Raw genomic sequence first — 18,847 nt, 5'->3', positions numbered from 1 at the left:
GGACGTGCGTTTTGCCGCACCTGGGACGCGAGCGCGTGTGCGGGCTCTCAGGCAAGTTGCGCCTGCGCGCAAACGATGCCGTCATGATCGGCATAGACGAGCTCGCCAGGAACCCACGTGACGCCGGCGAACGTCACGGCGATGTCGCGGTCCCCCGCGCCCTTCTTTGCGCTCTTCCTCGGGTGCGTCGCGAGGGCCTTCACGCCGATCGGGATCTGGCCGATCGCCTCCGCATCGCGGATGCACCCGTGAACGATCACACCGGCCCAGCCGTTCTGGTGGGCCATGGCGGCGATGTTGTCCCCGAGGAGCGCGCAGCGGAGGGAGCCGCCTCCGTCCACGACAAGCACCCGCCCCTGGCCGGGCTCTTCGAGCGCCTTGCGGACGAGCACGTTGTCCTCATGGACTTTCACCGTGGTGATGCGCCCGTGAAACAGCCGAGCTCCGCCGTAATCCCGGAAGATCGGATCGGCGACGAGGACGTCCGGGTGCTCGTCGCATAGATCCGTGGTTCTGATCTCTGAGCTCATGAAGACTCCCCGTCCGCCTTCCTAGGTCGTCGACCGCCGGATTCAACCGCTCATCCGCCGCCGGTCACGAGGGCTCGTGGCGCTCGCCGTCCTTGGCGGAGGGGAGGGAGGCGCCGCCCTTGCGCTTGCCCGCGCTGGCGAAGGCCGCCGAGTCGACGCCATGCCGGGCGAGCCACCGGCGCAGCTGGTTCCGGTGCATCCCGAGCGAGCGCGCCGCCCGCGTGACGTTCCCCTGCTCGCGCCGCAGCGCCGTCTCGATGGCGAGCCGCCGCATCTCCGGCGGCGCCGGCGTGCGCCTCGCGACCTCCGTGATGTCGAGGCCCGCGGACGGCGCGAGATCCGCCACCTCCACGGCGGTGCGCCCGGCCGCGAGCGCCGCGAGGCCCGCCTGCCTCACCTCGCAGAGCAGCTCCCGCACGTTGCCCGGCCACGCGCGCAGCGCGCAGCACTCCAGGAAGCTGGCCCCCGGCGCGAGCCGCGCGCCGGTGCGCCTGAGCTCCGCCGCCACCAGCCAGGGGATCTCCTCGAGCCGCTCCGTCAGCGACGGGATCCGCACCTCGGGCCGGCCGATCCGGTAATAGAGGTCGTCCCGGAACCGGCGCGTTGCGACCTCGGCCTGGAGATCCTTCAACGTGGCCGCGCACAGGCGGAACTCCACCTTGCGCGGGCGCGTGTCGCCGAGCGCGACCACCTCCCGGGTCTCGAGGACGCGGAGCAGCTTCGGCTGAACCGACAGATCGAGCTCCGCGATCTCGTCGAGGAACAACGTGCCGCCGTGGGCAGCCTGGACATAGCCCTCGGCGTCGGCGGTCGCGTCCGAGTAGGCGCCCCGCCGCGCCCCGAAGAACAGCCGCTCCGCGAGGCCCTCCGGGATCGCGGCGCAGTTCACGGCGACGAAGGGGCCGCCCCGCCCCGTCGCCGCATGGTAGGCGCGCGCCCCGAGCTCCTTGCCCGAGCCGCTCGGCCCGGTGAGCAGCAAGGTATCCCCGCGCATCCCCGCGCGGTGGATCGCCTCGCGGACCTGCCTGAGCGTGGGGCCGACCAGCCCGTCCTCGTGCTCCAGGACCCCGCCGCGCTGGAACGGCTCGATGTCCGTGGTGAAGCGCAGCAGCGTGCTCCCGAGCCGGATCACGCGCGGGGGCGACGAGAAGACCAGATCCTCGATCTGCGCTCCATCGACGAAGGTGCCGTTCCTGCTGCCGAGATCGGTGATCCGGAGACCCGCGCCCGACAGCGCGATGCGGGCGTGCCGGCGCGACACCTGCTCGTCCTCGACCACCACCGTGTCGTCCGCCGCTGCGCGGCCCAGCACGACCGCGCCGCCCTCGAGCGGGATCGGCGCACAGGCAGGCTGGCCGCGGGCGAAGATGACCACCAGGCCAGGCGTCGCCCCCTCCGGCGACGCCGACGGCGCGGTGTCGGACGCCCTGATCGTCGACTGATCGTCGGCACCCACACCTTACGCATACATGATCCCACGCCGGCCCTGAAGGCTCTCGGATGTTGGCCGTTGTGGTTGAAAAAAATCTATCGAGAAGCGATGCCCGCGCCTCTCTCATCGTGGGTGTGCGGCTGCTCGTTGTGGGCGTGCCTCTGGCCGAGGCGCTCAGTACCGCGGCACCGAGGGGTCGACATCTTGCGACCACGCATCGATTCCGCCCTGGAGGTTGTAAAGGTTCCTGTAGCCCTTCGCGAGGTAGTGCTCGGCGGCCGCCTGGCTGCGGCCGCCGTGGTGGCAGTGGAAGACGATCCGCGCGTCCTTTGCGAGCGTCTCCAGGTACCGCTGCCCTGCCTGATCGAGGTGACGGGCCCCCTCGATCGTGGCGATCTTGCGCTCCTGCTCGGTCCGGACGTCGAACAGCTCGAGCGCCTCGCCGCTGCTCAGAAGGGCCTTGAGCGCGGTCGACGAGATCTGCTTGACCTTCGGCGGCTCGTTCGGGCTCTCCAGCTTGAAGCCGCCGCCGGAGGGGCCCTCGACGAAGTCGATCGACAGCCCCTCGGCGCGCCGCGCGCTCGCGCGGTCGAGCAGGAACACCGCCCCGCCCGCCTGGGCCTCGACGTCACCTGCCTGCCGCGGGCCGAAGTAAAGGCCGTAGTTGTAGGACGGGTCGATCTCGATGTGGACGAAGTCGGCCTCGGACTCTTTCGCGGCCGCGAACGCCGCGAGCGCCGACGCGGTCACGCGGAGCGTGGGCGGCGCTTGCGCCTCGCCCTGCGCGAGCCCGAGCGCCTTCACGAGCTCCCCGGTCGCGTGCAGCTCCTTCACGATGTCGCAGCCGCCGATGAACTCGCCGCGGACGTAGAGCTGCGGGATCGTGGGCCAGCTCGAGAACTCCTTGATGCCGTCGCGCAGCGCGGGATCCGAGAGCACGTCCACCGTCTGGTACTCGGGGAGGTGCTCGTCGAGGATGTTCACCACCGTGGCGGAGAACCCGCACTGCGGCATGGTGCGCGTGCCCTTCATGAACACGACGACATCGCTCTCGCGGATGATGGTGGCGATCCTGGCCCGCATGGGCTCGCTGAGGCTCATGTGCTTGCTCTCCCTGCGCGGCGGTGGCGGTGCGGTCGGCTCCCGCGCGCGTCCGCGGGCCTCTCGCTAGCATGAGCAAAGCACGGCAGCGAGGCCCTCCAGCCGGCCTCGCCCGCGTCGACCGAGGGCGGAGCGCGCCGCCCGACCGAGGGCGGAGCGCGCCGCCTCCCTGCGCGCTCAGCGGCCGAGCAGGAGCCCCAGGACCGCCGCGATCGCGGCGAGGGTCGCGATGAGGGCCGGCGCGCCGAGCTCGGCGCCGAGCCTACGGAAGCGCCCGCCGCTCGCCGTCGGAGAGCGCGCGAGCGCGTCCGACGGGGGCGGCGGGACGCGGTGCACGCCCGGCGACGCCGCGCCGTCTTCGCGGAGCTCGACGAGGAGCTGATCGAGCGGGGCGTGCTCGCCGAACGGGCGCACGAGGCGGAGCGTCACGCCGCCGCTGAGATCGGGGGGGAGCCGGAGCCGCAGCGTCCTCGCGGCGACCTCCGCCGGGGCGCGGTGGGCGCCGCTCCGGGCGCAGCTGTCGCAGCCGCCGCCGTCGCAGCGGGCGCAGGTGACGCGGGCGGGCACGGCGATCTCGATGTCGGCGCCGTCGCGCGCCCACGCCGCCGGGACGGCGATCGCGAGGCGGCCTCGAGAGCCATCCGAGGCGTCGAGGCCATCGCGATCGATCAGCTGCGCGAGCTCGGCTCTGCCCATGGACCTTGTGTGCCGCACCCGGGCCCCGGCGCCAAGCGCCGGCGCCGGGCGAGACCCGCCGCCGCGCTCCCGGCCGCCCCCTCCGCCGGGGAGCGTGCGTCCTCGCGGCCGCGCGGCCCGCCGGCGCTCACGAATTCGCGTCGCGCGGCTCGCCGCGGCGCGCGCCGCCGCGCCGCGTATCACGCCGCCCGACCGGCGCGCAGGACGCCCACCGCCGAGAGCAGGCACGCGATGGCGAGCAGCAACCCGCCGAGCGACCCGGGCCGCGTGCTCTCCTTCAGCCCCACGATGAGCACACGCGCGAGCTCGCCGTCAGGCACCTTCGCCGGGTCGGACAGGGCGCTGAACACCGCGCCGAGGTCGATCCACGTCGCGTGGATCGTCGCGACCAGCGTCGTCAGCCCCATGGCCGCGACGAACCCGAGCTTCCCGGGCTCCGGCCGCCGGGCGAACTGCAGCCCCGCGCCGACCGTGACCATCCCGAAGACCAGGATAGGCCACATCCCCCAGCCGCCCTCGACGAAGAAATCGAACATCGGTGCCTCCCTCTCGTCTGCTCTTCTCTGCCTGCCGCGTGCCGTCGCCGCCGCCGTGTGCGCCGGCCTTCACGAGCCCCAACGCGGCGCCGCGGATCCCGTGACCGGAAAACTTCCTTGTCACGCCCGCAGCCCTCGCGCGTTATGCCGGCGTGGAGAGGGAGGGCGCAGCAGCTCCGTCCGACGCCGAGCTCGCGGCTCGCCTGAGGCGCCGCGATCCGCGCGCCTTCGACGAGCTCTACGCGCGTTACCACCCCCGGATCTTCAGCTTCCTCGTGCGCCTCTCCGGCCGGCGCGACGTCGCCGAGGACCTGTTCCAGGACACCTGGCTCGCCGTCGCGCGCCACGCCGGCCGGCTCGCCGAGGACACCGATCTCGCCGCGTGGCTGTTCACGATCGCCAGGAACCGCTACCGGAGCCACCGCCGCTCCGCCTTGCTCGACCTCGCCCGCGCCGCGCTGTTCTCCCGCGAGCCCGCGCCGGCCGCGCCCGAGCCCGAGGGCACGGCGGACGCCCGAGCCGACGTGGCGGCGCTGGAGGCGGCGCTCCGCGATCTCGCGGCGGTGCACCGCGAGGTGTTGCTCCTCGGGGCCGTCGAGGGGCTCGACACGGCGCAGGTCGCCCAGGTGCTCGGCATCCGCGAGGACGCCGCGCGCAAGCGCCTGTCGCGCGCCCGCGCCGAGCTTGCGGCCCGCCTCGAAAGGCGAAATGCTGAGCGGCCCCGGCGGGGATCGACGACCTCGATCTCCGCCGCGGACGCCGCGGATGCGATGGATGGACAGACGCGAGGAGGTTCTCGATGAAGCCGTTCTCAGGAGAGGATCCTCTGGCGAGGGGCCTCGCCGATCTGCCGCCGGTCGCCCCGCTCGAACCGGCCCGGGCCGACGCGGTCCGGCGCCTCGCCCGCGACGCGCTGGTGGAGCTGGTGGAGACGGAGCGCCTCGCGCCGAGCACACGGCTCTCGCTCGCCTGGTCGGCGGTGATCCTGCCGGGGCTCCTGCTGAGCTCGGGCTGCGTGTACGTGTGGGATTCGGTGCAGAAGATCGGGCAGATCTACGGAGGGTAGCGGCCGGGCGGCGCCTTCGCCGTGCTGCCCGTGACGAGCGGTGCGCGGCGAAGGGGCGGCGCGCGGATCAGTCGCCGAGGTCGACGACCTCGAGCCCGTGGTACCAGAGCGCGCAGAGCGCGGTGTCGCCGGAGATCGTCACCTGCGAGACGTACGACGAGAGCTCGCCCTTCATTTCGAGCGTCAGCTCGTCGAGGTCGGCCGCGTCGAGCACCGAGAGCCCGGGCGGGTTGTAGCCGGCGAGGAGGAGGCGCGTCCCGTCCACCGCGCGCGGCCAGCCGGCGTCGGGGCTCGAGAGCTCCTTCATCGCGACATCGATGCTGCCTTCCACGAGCCCGCTGGCCACGAGGATCCCGGACGAGTACGCGCCCCCGCCCACCGCGTCGCCCACGGCGTAGTACCCGGAGGTGTACATGAACACGCGGTCATCGCCCACGAACACCTGGTCCAGGCGGGTGTCGTCGTCGAGCGTGTGCTCGTCCCGGAGGCGCGCGCTCGCGCTGCCGACGTCGAGCAGCTTGAGGGTGTGGTGCGTCCCGCGGCAGACGCCGGGGCCATCGTAGTTCTCCTGGTTCGCCGGCACGAATTCAGCGTAGTAGCTGAACGCGCTGTAGCACTCCTGGTAGCTCGCGACCTCGAGCTCGACCGCCTCGTAATCGATCGTGAGCGCGCGGTCCGACGCGGCATCGAAGGTCAGCAGCGAGCCGGGCACGTTGACCGGCGTCCGCACGACCGCCGATGAGGGATCGGCCACGTCGATGCGGTCGATGTAGAAGCGCGCCCTGGAAGCGTCGTTCGACAGCGGCACCCAGTGCGACGTCAGCACGGTGGTGCCGTCGAGCTGCAGGCCTGTGTAACCGGCGCCGTCCGGCAGGGGCAGCGAGCGGTGCGTCGGGCTCGACGGGTTCGAGAGGTCGATGATCTCGAGCGACGGATCGCGGGGCTGCGGCGGCGGGGCGCCGCTGCCGTCCTCGTAGTCGTAGTACTGGTCCTCGACGTTGCGGAGCACGAGCGTGCTCCCTGCCTGGACCACGGCGGCGCCCGCGGGGACGATCCTGCCGTAGTACCCGTTATAGTAGAGCGCGTTGCTGGTGAACGGCAGATCGCGCTGGCTCGCGATCCGGGGGGCTTCGGGGTTCGTGAGATCGATGACGGCGAGGCTCGTCTTCGTCGAGTCCGCGTACGAGGGCCAGAGCAGGTAGGCGTATTGCCCGTGCGCGAAGAGCTGCGCGTTGACGAGGCCGGACCCGTAGCAGTCGCTCTTCGATCCGGAGGCCAGCGTCGCGAGGTCGAGCTTCCCGATCGGCTCGGCGCGCCCCGGCTCCGCGGCGTACACGACCTCGAGCGCCGCGGCCTGTGTCCACCAGTCCGCGCCCATGCGGATCACGAGATCGCCGGTGGCGACCGTGTTGCTGACGACCGTCGCCAGGGCCAGGTCGGCGGCCTCGACCGGGGCGTCACGATCCTCGATGTTGAACGTCCCGACCTCCTGGTCGGAGACGGCGAAGAGCCGCGTGTCGTGGACGAAGGCGCGGCGCGCCTGGCCGCGCGCCGGCGCCGAGCCGCGCTTCGTGAGCGTGTCGGCCGTGAAGTCGACAAGCTGGACGCCGCTCTCGTACGAGCCGCAGCCCTCGGCCTCGTCGATGTCCCAGCCGCTGTACGGCACGAGGATGGTGCCGAGATCGTCGAGGATGGTGAAGGCCTTGTGGATCCGGTCCTGGCCCTCGGCGAAGCTCGCCCAGTCGCCGCCGAAATGGACGCGCTCCAGCATCGTGGGCTTCGCGAGGTCGGAGACGTCGAAGAGCGAGACGTGGAGCGAGCCGCCCGTGGCGGCGTTGTCGAAGCCGAGGGCGAGCAGCCGGTCGCCGCGCGGCTCCATGTGGTAGACCCAGCCGGGCATCTCGAGCTCGCCGAGCTGGGCGGGGTGCTCCGGATCGCTGAGATCGATGGTGAAGAGCGGGTCGGTCTGCTCCGCCGTGATCGCGTAGGCGCGGTCGCCGTCGAAGCGCACGGAGCGCAGCGTCTCGGGCCTGGGCAGGGTGAGCTCGGTGAAGCCGAGGGGCGTGAGCTCTTGCGAGGACGCGACGGCGAAGGTCTGGACGCCGGGCAGCGCGTCGGTCCGCCAGAGGCCGGGCTGGCTGACGACGCGGAGGACGCCCTCGTGCTCGTCCATCTGCCAGCGGCTCTGGATCTGGCCGACGGCCTCGACGCTCGCGCCCTCGACGAGCGCGCCGCCGGGATCGGAGATGTCGACGACCTGGATGGTGGAGTGCCCCTCGTCGGTGCCGTCCCACTCGATGCCCGCGATGTACATGCGGTCCTGGGTGACGCTCACGCTGCGCTGCCACCCGTAGTCGTTGGGGTCGTCGTCGTAGCTCAGCTGATCGACCACGGCGATCTCGGCGGGGGCGCCGACGGCCAGGGAGGTGATCGTGGTGTTCCGCGACTCCTTGCACCCCCAGCAGCCGCCGTCCTCGAACGTGACGGTATAGAGCACGTCGCCGACGATGCGCGAGTCGGAGATGGCGCCCGGCAGGTCGAACGAGCCGATCTGCTGGATGTCCGCCGGGTCGGAGACGTCGAGCGCCTCGATGTGGCTCGATTGCTCGTAGGAGTACTCGCCGGTGGCCGCGTCGTAGATGTATTGGGTCCACGACGAGAACATCGCGTAGACGACCCCGTCGCGCAGGTACATCTCGAAGGGGATCCCGCTCGCCCGGTAGCGCCCGAGGAGGCTCAGCCGGTCGCGCCGGGAGATGTCGATGATGCTGAGCCCCGAGTACTGCGAGAGCGCGTAGAGCTTGCCGTCCTTGACCTGGATGATGTCGGCCTCGGTGATCGCGCGCTCGGCGTCGCCGTCGGCCGGGGGCGCGGTCGGGGCGCCGTCGCCTCCGGTGCCCGCTGAGCCCTCGCCGCCATCCCCGGCCGTATCTCTTCCACCGCCGGCCCTCGGATTGTCAGAGATGAAATCGGTCGAGCCGGTTTCGGAGGAAGGCCCCGTCGAGCCTTTCCCGCAGCCGGTGAGTCCGGCCGAGGCCGCCGCCGTCGCGAGGACGAGCCAGCCGGCGTAAGTTCGAGACAGGAAGGTCATAGTTCACCTCGTTGAGGACGAGACACAGGGCGTCATGTCTGCGCCGGTGCGCGTGCGCTGTTCAGGTCCCGTGCCCGGCGCACATAGCAAATAACGAGCCACGCGGAGCCTCGCGAAAAATCCAAGGAATTTGCGGGTATTACCGCGGCCTGTGCCAGAGTGTGCGGCCGGCGGGCTGCCGGCGGTCATGGGCCTGCCCGCAAGGCGTGCGCCGTGACGATGTTCGATGCCCTGATCCCGGGGTGAGCTCTCATGACCTGGAGGCGGCTCACGCGGTTTGTGGGCAGCTGCTCGTCATCGCCAGAGCATCGCGTCTGCGCGCGTGGATGCGTGGGGGGGCGCCGGCGCCGTGCTTGGCACGAGGTGTGAATCCTGGCGCCAGCGGCTGCCGAATGGCAGGTTCGTCTATCTCTTGATAGGAGGCTTGACGATGGATCTTTTCAGCAAACGTCACCGACTTGTCGTTGCGATGCTCATGCTCTTCGTACCTTTGCTCACCGGCGCCAAGGGCAAAGGCTGTCAGGGCCCGATCGAGGGCGGGGAGGCTGGCCCTGGGGGAGGTGGGGTGGGGGGTGGCGAGCCGGCCTCGTGCCAGGTGACCGGCTGCAGCGGCCAGGTCTGCGCGGACGAGGACGTGGTCACGGACTGCGAGTACCGTGAGGAATATGCGTGTTACAAGGAGCACGGCGTGTGCGAGCGGGGCGCGTCGGGCGAGTGCGGCTGGCGGGAGACGCCGGAGCTCGAAGCGTGCCTTGGCGGCGGCGAGCCTGCGCCGTGCGTGGTGACCGGCTGCAGCGGTCAGGTCTGTGCCGACGCCGATGAGGAGGTGGTCACGACCTGCGAGTGGCTCGATGAATACGCGTGTTACAAGGAGCACGGCGTGTGCGAGCGGGGCGCGTCGGGCGAGTGCGGCTGGCGGGCGACGCCGGAGCTCGAGGCGTGCATTGGCGGCGACAAGCCTGCGCCGTGCGTGGTGACCGGCTGCAGCGGTCAGGTCTGCGCGGATGAGGACGTGGCCACGACCTGCGAGTACCGGGAGGAGTACGCGTGTTACAAGGAGCACGGCGTGTGTGAACGGGGCGCGTCGGGCGAGTGCGGCTGGCGGGCGACGCCGGAGCTCGAGGCGTGCATCGGCGGCGGCGAGGCTGCGCCGTGCGTGGTGACCGGCTGCAGCGGGCAGATCTGCGCCGACGAGGGTGTGGATATCGTCACCACGTGCGAGTGGCTCGAGGAGTACGCGTGTTACAAGGAGCACAGCGTGTGCGAGCGGGGCGCGTCGGGCGAGTGCGGCTGGCGGGCGACGCCGGAGCTCGAGGCATGCATCGGGGCGGCTTCCGGCGAGTAGAGCGGGTGAAGTTCAGGGGCCGACTTCGCCGCTGACCGCTGCGGCGGCGATCTCTGCCATGATCACCCGCCGAGCGAAGGAATCTCGACCTGTGACCGCCTGAGCCCGGAGGTGGTCTGCGGGGGTGTGGACGGCGCCTGCTCTTTCTGGAAGTGAGGCCGCCGGTGGACCTCGAAGCGCGCAGAAGGGCTTTTGCTACTCGCTCACAAGCCGCAGCCCCACCGGCAGCCCCTCTCCAAAGAACGCCGCGCGCTCGGACTCCTCGACGGCCACCACCTCGCGCACCGCCTTGAGCCACGCCTCGGGGGCGCCCACCTTGACGAGCCGCCGCTCCACCTCGCCGCGGACCCGGTCCGAGACGTCGCGCGCCCGGTCCCCGGTCCTGCGCGCGAGCTGCACCGCGGCCGGCGCCGCGGACGGCAGATCCTGCCACTTCTCGCGCAGCAGGTGGTCTATCCACCGCTCGGCCGCCGCCGGCGACACCACATGGTGGACGCTCGCATACGCCGGAACGCGCGCGCCGAGGCGGCCGATCGCCGCCCAGAGCCGCGCGTCGCGGTCGGTCCATGTGCGCTCCAGGATCCACGCGCCGAGCTCGCTCCGCCGGCCGGCGGGCACGCGCTCGAGCGACGCGCAGAGCTCGAGCAGATCGTCGAGCGCCTCCGGCTTCACCCCCTTCGGCTTCTTCAGCCGCTGCTCGGCCGGGGCCAGGAACGGATCCGCCAGATCCCGGATCGCGACCTGCAGCGGCTCGTCGAGGCCGCCCGCGATGCGGCGCCAGGCGATCCAGAACTGCTGCCAGGAGCGCGCCTCCTGCGGGAACGCCAGCCGCTCGGCGAAGAGCGGCGCGAGCGCGGCGACGCGCGCCGGGTCGCCCGCGTCGCCGAACCCGGGGCGGAGGCAGTAGCCGGCGAGCGACCAGAAGACGCGCTCGTGATCGGCCGAGCGCCGCCGCGAGCGCGCGCTCGGGACGAGGGTGTCGAGCAGCGCCCGCGCGGACTCCGTCGTCCAGGTGGCGCGCTCCCCGAGGACGCGCTCGAGCTCGCGCACCAGGTTCTTCGCCTCCCGCGGCGCCACGTCGGGCCGCCCCTTGCCGAACACCCGCTCGATCGCCTCCCGGGCCTCGTCGAGGCGCTTGCCGCCCGGCGCCGCCGCGGCGTGGGGCCTCGCCTGCGCCCGCTCCGCCGGGGCGCCGCCCTCGGCCTCGGCGGCGCGCGCGCCGCGGCCGTCCTCGCGCAGCTGGAACGCCAGCCGGAAGCGGCGCGGCGCCGCGGCGTCCACCTCGACGCAGGCGAGATCCAGGGTGCCGATCGCGGTGAGCTCTCCCTCGATCTGCACCCGCACCTCCGCCTGCTTGCCGGTCGCGGCGCGCGCCGCGTCCCCCGCGTCGAACGCCACCGCGATCGGCGGCAGCGCCTCGAACCGGTCGTCCTCGAGGGGGACGAGGTCTCCCGCGCGATCGACGCGCGCGTCGTCCGACGCGAACAGGTCGAACCGCACCGGGCGCCCCACGACGAGCGCGAAGGTCCGCCCGGCCGCCGCGTGGACGCTGCCCTCCTTCGCGCCGCGCGGCACGACGCAGACCGCTGGCCGCGGCCCCCCGCCGGCGGGCGGCTCGAGGCCGACGTAGTAGCCGCGCGCCGCGCCCCCCTCGATGTGCACGCCGCGGCCCGCGAGGGCGAGGCCATACGCGACCGCGCCCCGCGCCACCGCGAGGTCGGGATCGGCGTGCGGGAGCAGATCGAGCGGCGGGCCGCCCCAGCGTTCGACGACCTGCGCGAGGCGCTCCGCGACGCGGCGGGCGCGGAAGACGCCGCCGTTCAGGAGCAGCGCGGTCGGACCTCGCGCCTCCGGGGCGTGGCGCGCGAAGAACCAGGCCACGTGCCGGGTGATCGCGACGTCCCGCTCGTAGGGCAGGCCGAACGCGACGAGCCCGCTCCGCCCGCGCTGCGGCCGGGCGTCCCGGGACGCGTCCGGGAAGAAGCCGTCCAGCACGACGCCCTCGACCTCGTCGCGGCCGAGGCGCGTCGTCAGCGCGCCGCCCACGAGCCGCGCGCCGTGCGAGAGCACCGTGACCGGCGCGTCGTCCGGCGGCGAAGGCGCGGCGCCGCCGGCGCCGCCGGACGAGGCCCCGCCGGCGAGCAGGCGCTCCTTGGCGGCGCGGCAGGCCAGCACGAGCTGGCCGAAGCGCGCCGGGTCGAGCTTCTCCCCTGCGCCCACGAGGCGCGGCTCGCAGAGGTGGGCGAGCGCGAGGTCCATGTTGTCGCCGCCGAGCAAGAGGTGGTGGCCGACCGCGACGCGGGAGACCTCGGGGTGGCCCTTGGCCGCGCCAGCGCCCCGGGCGACCCGGATGAGCGACAGATCGGTCGTGCCGCCTCCGACGTCGCAGACGAGGACCATCGCCTCGCCGCCCGAGCGGTCGAGCAGGGCGTCGAGGCCCTCGGCGCCGGCGAGCCGCATGAAGTCGTAGAACGCGGCCTGCGGCTCCTCGAGGAGGCGCGCCGAGAGTCCGGCGCGGCGGGCGGCCTCGACGGTGAGCTCGCGCGCGACCTCGTCGAACGAGGCCGGGACGGTGAGCACGACCTCCTGCGCCGCGAGCGGGCGCTCCGGGAAGGCGTCGTCCCAGGTGCGCCGCACGTGGGCGAGGATCCGGGCGCTCGCGTCGAGCGGCGAGACGCGCGGCAGGGAGGCCGCCTCCTCGGCCGCGCCCCATGGCAGGATGGGCGCCGTGCGGTCGACGGCGGGGTGGCAGAGCCAGCTCTTCGCCGAGGCGATGAGCCGCCCGGGGATCTCGCCGCCGCGCCGGCGCGCGTGCTCGCCGATCGCGAAGGGCGCGTCGCCGAACGGATCGGCGGGCGCCTCGCCGGGGAGGGGCGCGTAGAGCAGGGACGGCAGCAGCGGGCGCGCCTCGACCTCGGTGGCGGTCACGAGCTGCGGGATCGAGAAGACGCGGATCGCACCGGGACCGGCGTCGCGCTCCGCCCACGCCACGACGGTGTGCGTGGTGCCGAGGTCGATTCCGACGATCAGGCTCGGGCTCTTCGCGGGGGCGGACATGCGTGCGCGCAGCAACGATACTGGATCGCCGCGGCGCATTCCGCAGGTCCGGCGCGCCGCCGCGCCGGCCCGCGCGCGCCCGCGCGTTTCTTCCGGTTCTTCCGGGCGATTCCCCGTGCTAGAGCCGCGAAATGCGAGCGAACCGAGCGATCTGGCTTGTGGTCCTGGGCGCCCTTGCGGCGGGGTGCGGGTCGGCGACGACCGAGATGTCGGTGGCGGCCAGCGCGGCGCCGCCGCCGCCTCCTCCTCCCGTGGCCGTCCAGCCGGCGGCGCCTGCCGAGGCGGTCATCGAGGGGGATCGCATCAAGATCGCCCGGCCGATCTTCTACGACCTCGACAAGGACGAGATCCGGCCGGAGTCGTTCTCGGTCCTCGACGCGGTGGCGAACATCCTGCGGACGCACCCGGAGATCACCGCGCTCACGGTCGAGGGCCACACGGACAACCAGGGCAGCGTGGAGCACAACATCAAGCTGTCCGAGCGCCGCGCGAACGCCGTCGTCCGCTACCTCGTCCAGCGCGGCGTCGCGACGCCGATGACGGCGCCGGGGTACGGCGCCGGCGCGCCGATCTGCTTCACGAACGACGAGGGCTGCCGCGCCATGAACCGGCGCGTGGAGTTCCGCATCAAGTCGAAGTGACCGGCTGGCGGTCGATCGAGGCCGCCCGCTCGTCGCTCCAGCTCCGACACGCTCCCCCCCGCGCCTGCTCCCCCGGCCATCCGGGTATCGGAACAACAGGCCAGGTTAACACAGACCCTCATTCGAAATCGACTGATTTCGTCGACGTCAGCGCGTGTCGCGTACTTCGCGCATTGTGCGGGGCAGCGGTCGCGAGGTTTGTTGCCGGATTGCCGGGTTGCCGGGTTACTGCGCACTGCCCCACTGGTTGTTGGTCACGTGGGTCACGTGGGTCACGTCGGTCGCATCGCCGTGCGCCCCGCGAGGCGCACGGCGCGCGAGCGCGAAGATGCCTGTCCGTCTGTGCGCCTGTGGGACAAGCGACTCCCAAAGATGATTGTGTTGCAAATTTGTATTGAACGGCGCCGCTCGATCGTACTTAATACAGCACGGGAATCCGCGCGCTGAGTGCGACGCGCCAGTTCGAGCAACTCACTGCATTGCAAGGTGGATCATGGCGAGCGTTCGTCGTCGTATGCTGGAGATCGCTTGTCTCGTCCTTCCGGGGCTCGCGTGGCTTTCGCCGCGCACCGCCGATGCGCATCACGCCGACCATCTCAGGTGGGCGGAGAGCCTCGTGGACAACATCAGCCCTGAGAACAACGAATACAACTCGAGCCCCAGCTTCATCAGCTGGGCCGGTGTGGCCGGCGCGCGGCGCTACGCGAACCGGACGCAGTGCGCCACCTTCCTGACGGAGCTGCTCAAGCGGGGCTACGGCTTCACCGAAGCGTCGCTCCACGACTGGCTGGGCAGCCGGAGCCCGAGCGCGGCCGCCTACTACGACGCCATCGTCGAGGAGAACGGATTCGAGAGGATCCACGACCCCAAGGACGCGCGCGCCGCCGACATCATCGCCATCCGCTACCCCGCAGGCGAGTCGTCGACCGGGCACGTCGCGATCCTCCGCCGGGCGCCGAGGGCGAAGCTCCCCGTCACACCGCTCGTCGCGGGCACGCTCCAGTTCGAGGTGAGCGTGGTCGACTCGACGAGCACGCACCACGGCTCGTCCGACTCCAGGTACGCCTCGAGCGGCCGGGGGGCCTCCGGCGCCGGCTACGGGACGATGCGGCTCTACAGGAACACCTCGGACACCATCGTCGGGCACACCTGGAGCACGGCCGCCGTCACGGCCTATTACCCCACGACAGTGCGCCAGGTGGTGATTGGCAGGCTGGTGTTCGAGGACGACGATCGGTCGGACGACGACGACGCCGACGACCGGTGGTAGCGAGGGGCCGACGGCCACCTCCGCGTGCCCAAGGCTCGTCCCTGACGGTTGCCCCTCGCTCGGCTGCACGCTGAAGACGGCGTCCGCCCCCCGGGCCGCGGCCTCGATGAGGGGAGCGGCGCACCCGCCGCCGCTCGCCCGAGCCGCGTGACTGCATGGATCCAGGCCTCGGTTTACGTGCGACCTGTCGGTTGGTAGAGTCCTCTCCAGGAGGGCCGTATGCGCGAGCCGAGCGAGACGGGAAGTGCCGACGGTGGCCGTCGTGACGTGCTGGGAGCGGTCGCCCCGACCGCAGCGGCCGCGGCGGTCGGGGCAGCCGGCCGCCCGTCGCCTGCGGCGCCTGCGGCCGGTGAAGCGGCGGCGCGCACGCTCGGGCGGACCGGCGCGCAGGTGGAGCCGGTGTCGCTCGGCGGCGAGGGGATCCTCCGGACGACCGGCCGTCACCGCGAGGCGGTGCCCGTGATCCTGGAGGCCCTGCGCCTCGGGGTCAGGTACTGCGACACCGCGCCTGCATACCAGCAGAGCCAGGACTACTACGGTGAGGCCTTCCGCGCCGCCGGCCCGAAGGCGCGCGAGCAGGTCTTCCTCGCCTCCAAGACCCACGCGCGCGATCGCGACGGCGCGCTGCGGCTGCTCGACGACAGCCTGCGTCGGCTCGGGACAGACCACCTCGATTCATGGCAGCTTCACGATCTGCGGGAGCTCGAGGAGCTCGACGCCATCTTCGGCAAGCGGGGCGCCATCGAGGCCGTGGAGCAGGCCAGGGCGGACGGCCGCGTGCGCCACGTCGGGATCACCGGCCACCACGACCCGCGGATCCTCCTGGAGGCGATGCGGCGTTATCCTGTGGATACCGTGCTCTGCGCGGTCAACCCCGCAGATCCGGCGCGGCTCCCGTTCCTTACGACCGTGGTCGAGGAGGCGCGGCGGCGCGGCGTCGGCGTCATCGGCATGAAGATCATGGCCGCGGGCCGCCTGCTCCAGGATCGCGCCGCGAGCGCGACCGAGCTCATCCGCTACGCGGCGAGCCACGCCGACACGGTGATCGTCGGCTGCTCGTCGATCGCCGAGGTGCGCGAGAACCTGGGCGCGCGGTCCCTCTCCTTCCCGATGCCGCCCGCCGAGCGCGCCGCGCTGGAGGCGCGCGTGGCGCCGCGCGCCGGCCGTTACGACACGTTCAAGGCCGGTTGAAGCGGCGGATACGCGGCTCCGCGAGCGAGGCGCGGCCCGCAGAGCTTCGATATGTAAAATTTTTCCTTCACTGCAATCGTGGGTTGTCTGCCGCACACGAGCCATGCGCCAACACGCGCCAACACGCGCCAACACGCGACAGAGCGCGACGGAGCGCGGCGTTCTTCCTGGCAAAACGCCGGCGAGCGCGCCCCCAGGCCCCGTTGACAAGCGGAGGTGCCGGGGTCTAGAGTGGCGGCCCTCTGAGCTCGCTCGGAGGCCCCAGGCCTGACAATCATCGGCTTATCCGACCCGGGGCAGCGCAGCCTCCGGGTTTTTTTCTGTCGCTATCCACGGAGACCGCGCGTCCATGAGCAATCAGTACGGCCACTTCGACGACGAGAGCCGCGAGTACGTCATCACCCGGCCCGACACGCCGCTGCCCTGGCTCAACTACCTGGGCTCGGACGAGATGTTCGGCCTCTGCACCAACACGGCGGGCGGCTACACGTTCTGGAAGGACGCCAAGCTGCGCCGGCTCACGCGCTACCGGTACAACAACGTGCCCATGGACCTCGGCGGGCGCTACCTGTACGTGAACGACGGCGGGGTCGTGTGGAACCCCATGTGGAAGCCCCTCAAGACGGCCCTCGATCGCTACGAGTGCCGCCACGGCCTGGGCTACACGAAGATCACGGGCGAGAAGAACGGCGTCGAGGTGGAGGTGCTCTACTTCATCGTTCCCGGCGAGAACGTGGAGATCTGGCGCACCCGGGTCACCAACAAGAGCGGCTCGAAGAAGGACATCCAGCTCTTCTCCTATCAGGAGTTCTGCTTCTTCGAGGCGCTCAACGACATGACGAACTACCAGCGCACCTACTCCATCGGCGAGGTGGAGATCGAGGGGAGCGCCATCTACCACAAGACCGAGTTCCGCGAGCGCCGCTCCCATTACACGCTCTTCGCCTGCACGCGCGCCATCGACGGGTTCGACACGAGCCGTGACGCCTTCTGCGGCAGCGTCCACCACGGCCTCCACGAGGCCCAGGTGCCGGCCAAGGGGAAGGCCACGAACTCCAAGGCGTTCGGCTGGAACCCGATCGGCAGCCACCAGGTGAGCCTCTCGCTCGAGCCCGGCGCGAGCGAGACGATGAGCTTCGTGCTCTCGTACGTGGACCACGGGGACCTGCCCAAGTTCAAGGCGCCCTTCGTCCTGAACAAGCAGAAGGGCAAGGAGATCCTCGCCAAGTACTCGGCGCCGGGCGTCGTGGACGGCGCGTTCGCCCAGCTGAAGGCGGACTGGGCCGGGATCCTCTCGAATTTCCAGGCCGACTGCCCGGACGAGCACGCGAGTCGCATGCTCAACACCTGGAATCAGTACCAGTGCATGGCGACCTTCAACCTCTCTCGGTCGGCCAGCATGTACGAGACCGGCATCGGCCGGGGCATGGGCTTCCGCGACTCGAACCAGGATCTCCTGGGCTTCGTGCACCTCGTCCCCGAGCGCGCCCGCCAGCGCATCCTCGACATCGCCGCCACCCAGCTCAGCGATGGCACCTGCTACCACCAGTACCAGCCGCTGACGAAGAAGGGGAACGCCGACATCGGCGGCGACTTCTACGACGATCACCTGTGGCTGATCCTCTCCACGTGCGCGTACATCAAGGAGACCGGCGACAAGGGCATCCTCAAGGAGGCGGTGGGCTACGCCGACAAGCCGGGCTCCAAGGAGGACCTCCTTCACCACCTGGAGACGTCCATCGCCTACACGATGAAGAAGCGGGGCCCGCACGGCCTGCCGCTGATCGGCCACGCGGACTGGAACGACTGCCTCAACCTGAACTGTTTCAGCACCGAGCCCAACGAGAGCTTCCAGACCGCGGGCGACGTGAAGGACTCGAAGGCCGAGTCCGTGATGATCGCCGGCCTCTTCCTCTATGCCAGCCGCGAGATGGCCGCCCTGTACGACTGGATGGGCCAGAAGTCCGACGCCGCGCGCATGCGCGAGCAGTACGCCGAGATGCTGGCCGTGGTCGAGAAGGAGGCCTGGGACGGCGAGTGGTACCGCCGCGCCTACGACGCCGAGAGCCGGCCGGTCGGGAGCAAGGAGAACGAGGAGGGGAAGATCTTCATCGAGAGCCAGGGCTGGTGCGTCCTGGGCGGCGCCGGCGCGGACAACGGCCGCGCCAAGCAGGCGATGGAGAGCGTGCACAAGCACCTCTACACGAAGAACGGCATCGTTCTGCAGCAGCCCGCGTACTCGACCTATCACCTCGAGCTCGGCGAGGTCACCTCGTATCCGCCGGGCGTGAAGGAGAACGCGGGCATCTTCTGCCACAACAACACCTGGATCCACCTCGGCTGGTGTCTCCTGGGCGAAGGGGAGCGCGCGCTGGAGTACTATCTCTCCATCTGCCCCTCGGCCAAGGAGAGCCAGATCGAGACCTATCGCGCCGAGCCCTACGTCTATGCGCAGATGATCGCCGGCAAGGACGCCCCGGTCTTCGGTGAGGCCAAGAATGCCTGGCTCACCGGCACCGCGGCCTGGACGTTCGTGTCCGTCAGCCAGGGGATCCTCGGCGTGCAGCCCCAGTACGACGGCCTGAAGCTGGATCCCTGCGTGCCCAAGGCGTGGAAGAGCTTCTCGATCTCCCGCCGCTTCCGCGGCGCCACCTACGAGATCAGCGTCAAGAACTCGGGGGTGTGCAAGGGCGTGAAGAAGCTGACCGTGGACGGCAAGACCGTCGCGGGGAACGTGATTCCCCTGTCGCCGGCCGGCTCGACGGTGCGCGTCGAGATCGAGATGGGCTGAAGGCCCTCTGTCGGAGCGCGCCGCGCGGTGGCGGCGGCGCGCTCCGCGTGCGCTCGTCCTGTCCGCGTGACTCCACGTAACGCGCGCGCCGAGCCGGCGG

14 protein-coding genes are annotated in these 18,847 nt (G+C 71.4%); 7 read left to right on the top strand and 7 right to left on the bottom strand.

Annotation, left to right across the window (positions count from 1 at the left end; all coding sequences use genetic code 11):
- Positions 1–47 precede the first annotated feature (47 nt).
- The 5 genes from rraA to WMF39_RS34520 form a co-directional block, all read right to left on the bottom strand.
- Positions 48–530 carry a ribonuclease E activity regulator RraA gene (rraA, locus tag WMF39_RS34540; RefSeq protein WP_437740728.1) on the bottom strand — a complete coding sequence of 161 codons (483 nt, stop codon included), beginning with the start codon at positions 528–530 and terminating at the stop codon, positions 48–50.
- Positions 531–594: 64 nt separating this feature from the next.
- The gene (locus WMF39_RS34535) at positions 595–1,986 is read right to left on the bottom strand and encodes a sigma 54-interacting transcriptional regulator (RefSeq protein ID WP_437740727.1); all 1,392 of its coding nucleotides are present in this window, start codon (positions 1,984–1,986) and stop codon (positions 595–597) included.
- A gap of 150 nt (positions 1,987–2,136) precedes the next feature.
- Complete coding sequence (grxD, locus tag WMF39_RS34530; protein ID WP_437740726.1) at positions 2,137–3,063, bottom strand: Grx4 family monothiol glutaredoxin; 927 nt, start codon at positions 3,061–3,063, stop codon at positions 2,137–2,139.
- Positions 3,064–3,240: 177 nt separating this feature from the next.
- The gene (locus tag WMF39_RS34525; RefSeq protein ID WP_437740725.1) at positions 3,241–3,759 is read right to left on the bottom strand and encodes a hypothetical protein; all 519 of its coding nucleotides are present in this window, start codon (positions 3,757–3,759) and stop codon (positions 3,241–3,243) included.
- Between the two features lie 179 nt (positions 3,760–3,938).
- Positions 3,939–4,295 carry a hypothetical protein gene (locus tag WMF39_RS34520; RefSeq protein ID WP_437740724.1) on the bottom strand — a complete coding sequence of 119 codons (357 nt, stop codon included), beginning with the start codon at positions 4,293–4,295 and terminating at the stop codon, positions 3,939–3,941.
- Between the two features lie 152 nt (positions 4,296–4,447).
- Here WMF39_RS34520 and WMF39_RS34515 point away from each other — a divergent pair, with 152 nt between their 5' ends.
- Both WMF39_RS34515 and WMF39_RS34510 read left to right on the top strand, forming a co-directional pair.
- Entirely contained in the window at positions 4,448–5,098 is a 651-nt protein-coding gene (locus tag WMF39_RS34515) for an RNA polymerase sigma factor (RefSeq protein ID WP_437740723.1), read from the top strand.
- Positions 5,095–5,361: a hypothetical protein gene (locus WMF39_RS34510; RefSeq protein ID WP_437740722.1), complete on the top strand. Its 267-nt coding sequence runs from the start codon at positions 5,095–5,097 to the stop codon at positions 5,359–5,361. The genes WMF39_RS34515 and WMF39_RS34510 overlap by 4 nt, the downstream gene beginning before the upstream one ends.
- Positions 5,362–5,428: 67 nt before the next feature.
- Here WMF39_RS34510 and WMF39_RS34505 read toward each other — a convergent pair whose 3' ends face one another.
- Complete coding sequence (locus tag WMF39_RS34505) at positions 5,429–8,452, bottom strand: beta-propeller domain-containing protein (protein WP_437740721.1); 3,024 nt, start codon at positions 8,450–8,452, stop codon at positions 5,429–5,431.
- 475 nt (positions 8,453–8,927) lie between these two features.
- On the opposite strand from WMF39_RS34505, the gene WMF39_RS34500 reads away from it, so the two are divergent.
- Entirely contained in the window at positions 8,928–9,797 is an 870-nt protein-coding gene (locus tag WMF39_RS34500) for a hypothetical protein (RefSeq protein WP_437740720.1), read from the top strand.
- A 195-nt stretch (positions 9,798–9,992) separates the two neighbouring features.
- Here WMF39_RS34500 and WMF39_RS34495 read toward each other — a convergent pair whose 3' ends face one another.
- On the bottom strand, positions 9,993–12,854 hold the full coding sequence (locus WMF39_RS34495; RefSeq protein WP_437740719.1) for an Hsp70 family protein: 2,862 nt from the start codon (positions 12,852–12,854) through the stop codon (positions 9,993–9,995).
- Between the two features lie 131 nt (positions 12,855–12,985).
- Here WMF39_RS34495 and WMF39_RS34490 point away from each other — a divergent pair, with 131 nt between their 5' ends.
- The 4 genes from WMF39_RS34490 (at position 12,986) to WMF39_RS34475 (ending at position 18,747) form a co-directional block, all read left to right on the top strand.
- The gene (locus tag WMF39_RS34490; RefSeq protein WP_437740718.1) at positions 12,986–13,495 is read left to right on the top strand and encodes an OmpA family protein; all 510 of its coding nucleotides are present in this window, start codon (positions 12,986–12,988) and stop codon (positions 13,493–13,495) included.
- Positions 13,496–14,111: 616 nt separating this feature from the next.
- Positions 14,112–14,765 (top strand): hypothetical protein, encoded by a 654-nt coding sequence (locus tag WMF39_RS34485; RefSeq protein ID WP_437740717.1) that lies wholly within the window; start codon positions 14,112–14,114, stop codon positions 14,763–14,765.
- Positions 14,766–14,984: 219 nt separating this feature from the next.
- Positions 14,985–15,956 (top strand): aldo/keto reductase, encoded by a 972-nt coding sequence (locus tag WMF39_RS34480; protein WP_437740716.1) that lies wholly within the window; start codon positions 14,985–14,987, stop codon positions 15,954–15,956.
- Between the two features lie 349 nt (positions 15,957–16,305).
- Positions 16,306–18,747 (top strand): GH36-type glycosyl hydrolase domain-containing protein, encoded by a 2,442-nt coding sequence (locus WMF39_RS34475; protein ID WP_437740715.1) that lies wholly within the window; start codon positions 16,306–16,308, stop codon positions 18,745–18,747.
- Positions 18,748–18,847: the final 100 nt, after the last annotated feature.

The sequence above is a fragment of the Sorangium sp. So ce1504 genome (genome assembly GCF_051521635.1).
In the GTDB taxonomy this organism is placed as follows: domain Bacteria; phylum Myxococcota_A; class Polyangia; order Polyangiales; family Polyangiaceae; genus Sorangium; species Sorangium cellulosum_B.
Note: the sequence above shows the minus strand (reverse complement) of the source record. Positions and strands in the feature narration are given on the sequence as shown.

Coding starts and splice junctions, on each gene's coding strand:
- WMF39_RS34505 (WP_437740721.1), bottom strand. CDS start 8,452: ATGACCTTCCTGTCTCGAACTTACGCCGGCTGGCTCGTCCTCGCGACG.
- WMF39_RS34525 (WP_437740725.1), bottom strand. CDS start 3,759: ATGGGCAGAGCCGAGCTCGCGCAGCTGATCGATCGCGATGGCCTCGAC.
- rraA (WP_437740728.1), bottom strand. CDS start 530: ATGAGCTCAGAGATCAGAACCACGGATCTATGCGACGAGCACCCGGAC.
- WMF39_RS34500 (WP_437740720.1), top strand. CDS start 8,928: ATGCTCTTCGTACCTTTGCTCACCGGCGCCAAGGGCAAAGGCTGTCAG.
- WMF39_RS34520 (WP_437740724.1), bottom strand. CDS start 4,295: ATGTTCGATTTCTTCGTCGAGGGCGGCTGGGGGATGTGGCCTATCCTG.
- WMF39_RS34490 (WP_437740718.1), top strand. CDS start 12,986: ATGCGAGCGAACCGAGCGATCTGGCTTGTGGTCCTGGGCGCCCTTGCG.
- WMF39_RS34510 (WP_437740722.1), top strand. CDS start 5,095: ATGAAGCCGTTCTCAGGAGAGGATCCTCTGGCGAGGGGCCTCGCCGAT.
- WMF39_RS34480 (WP_437740716.1), top strand. CDS start 14,985: ATGCGCGAGCCGAGCGAGACGGGAAGTGCCGACGGTGGCCGTCGTGAC.
- grxD (WP_437740726.1), bottom strand. CDS start 3,063: ATGAGCCTCAGCGAGCCCATGCGGGCCAGGATCGCCACCATCATCCGC.
- WMF39_RS34475 (WP_437740715.1), top strand. CDS start 16,306: ATGAGCAATCAGTACGGCCACTTCGACGACGAGAGCCGCGAGTACGTC.
- WMF39_RS34495 (WP_437740719.1), bottom strand. CDS start 12,854: ATGTCCGCCCCCGCGAAGAGCCCGAGCCTGATCGTCGGAATCGACCTC.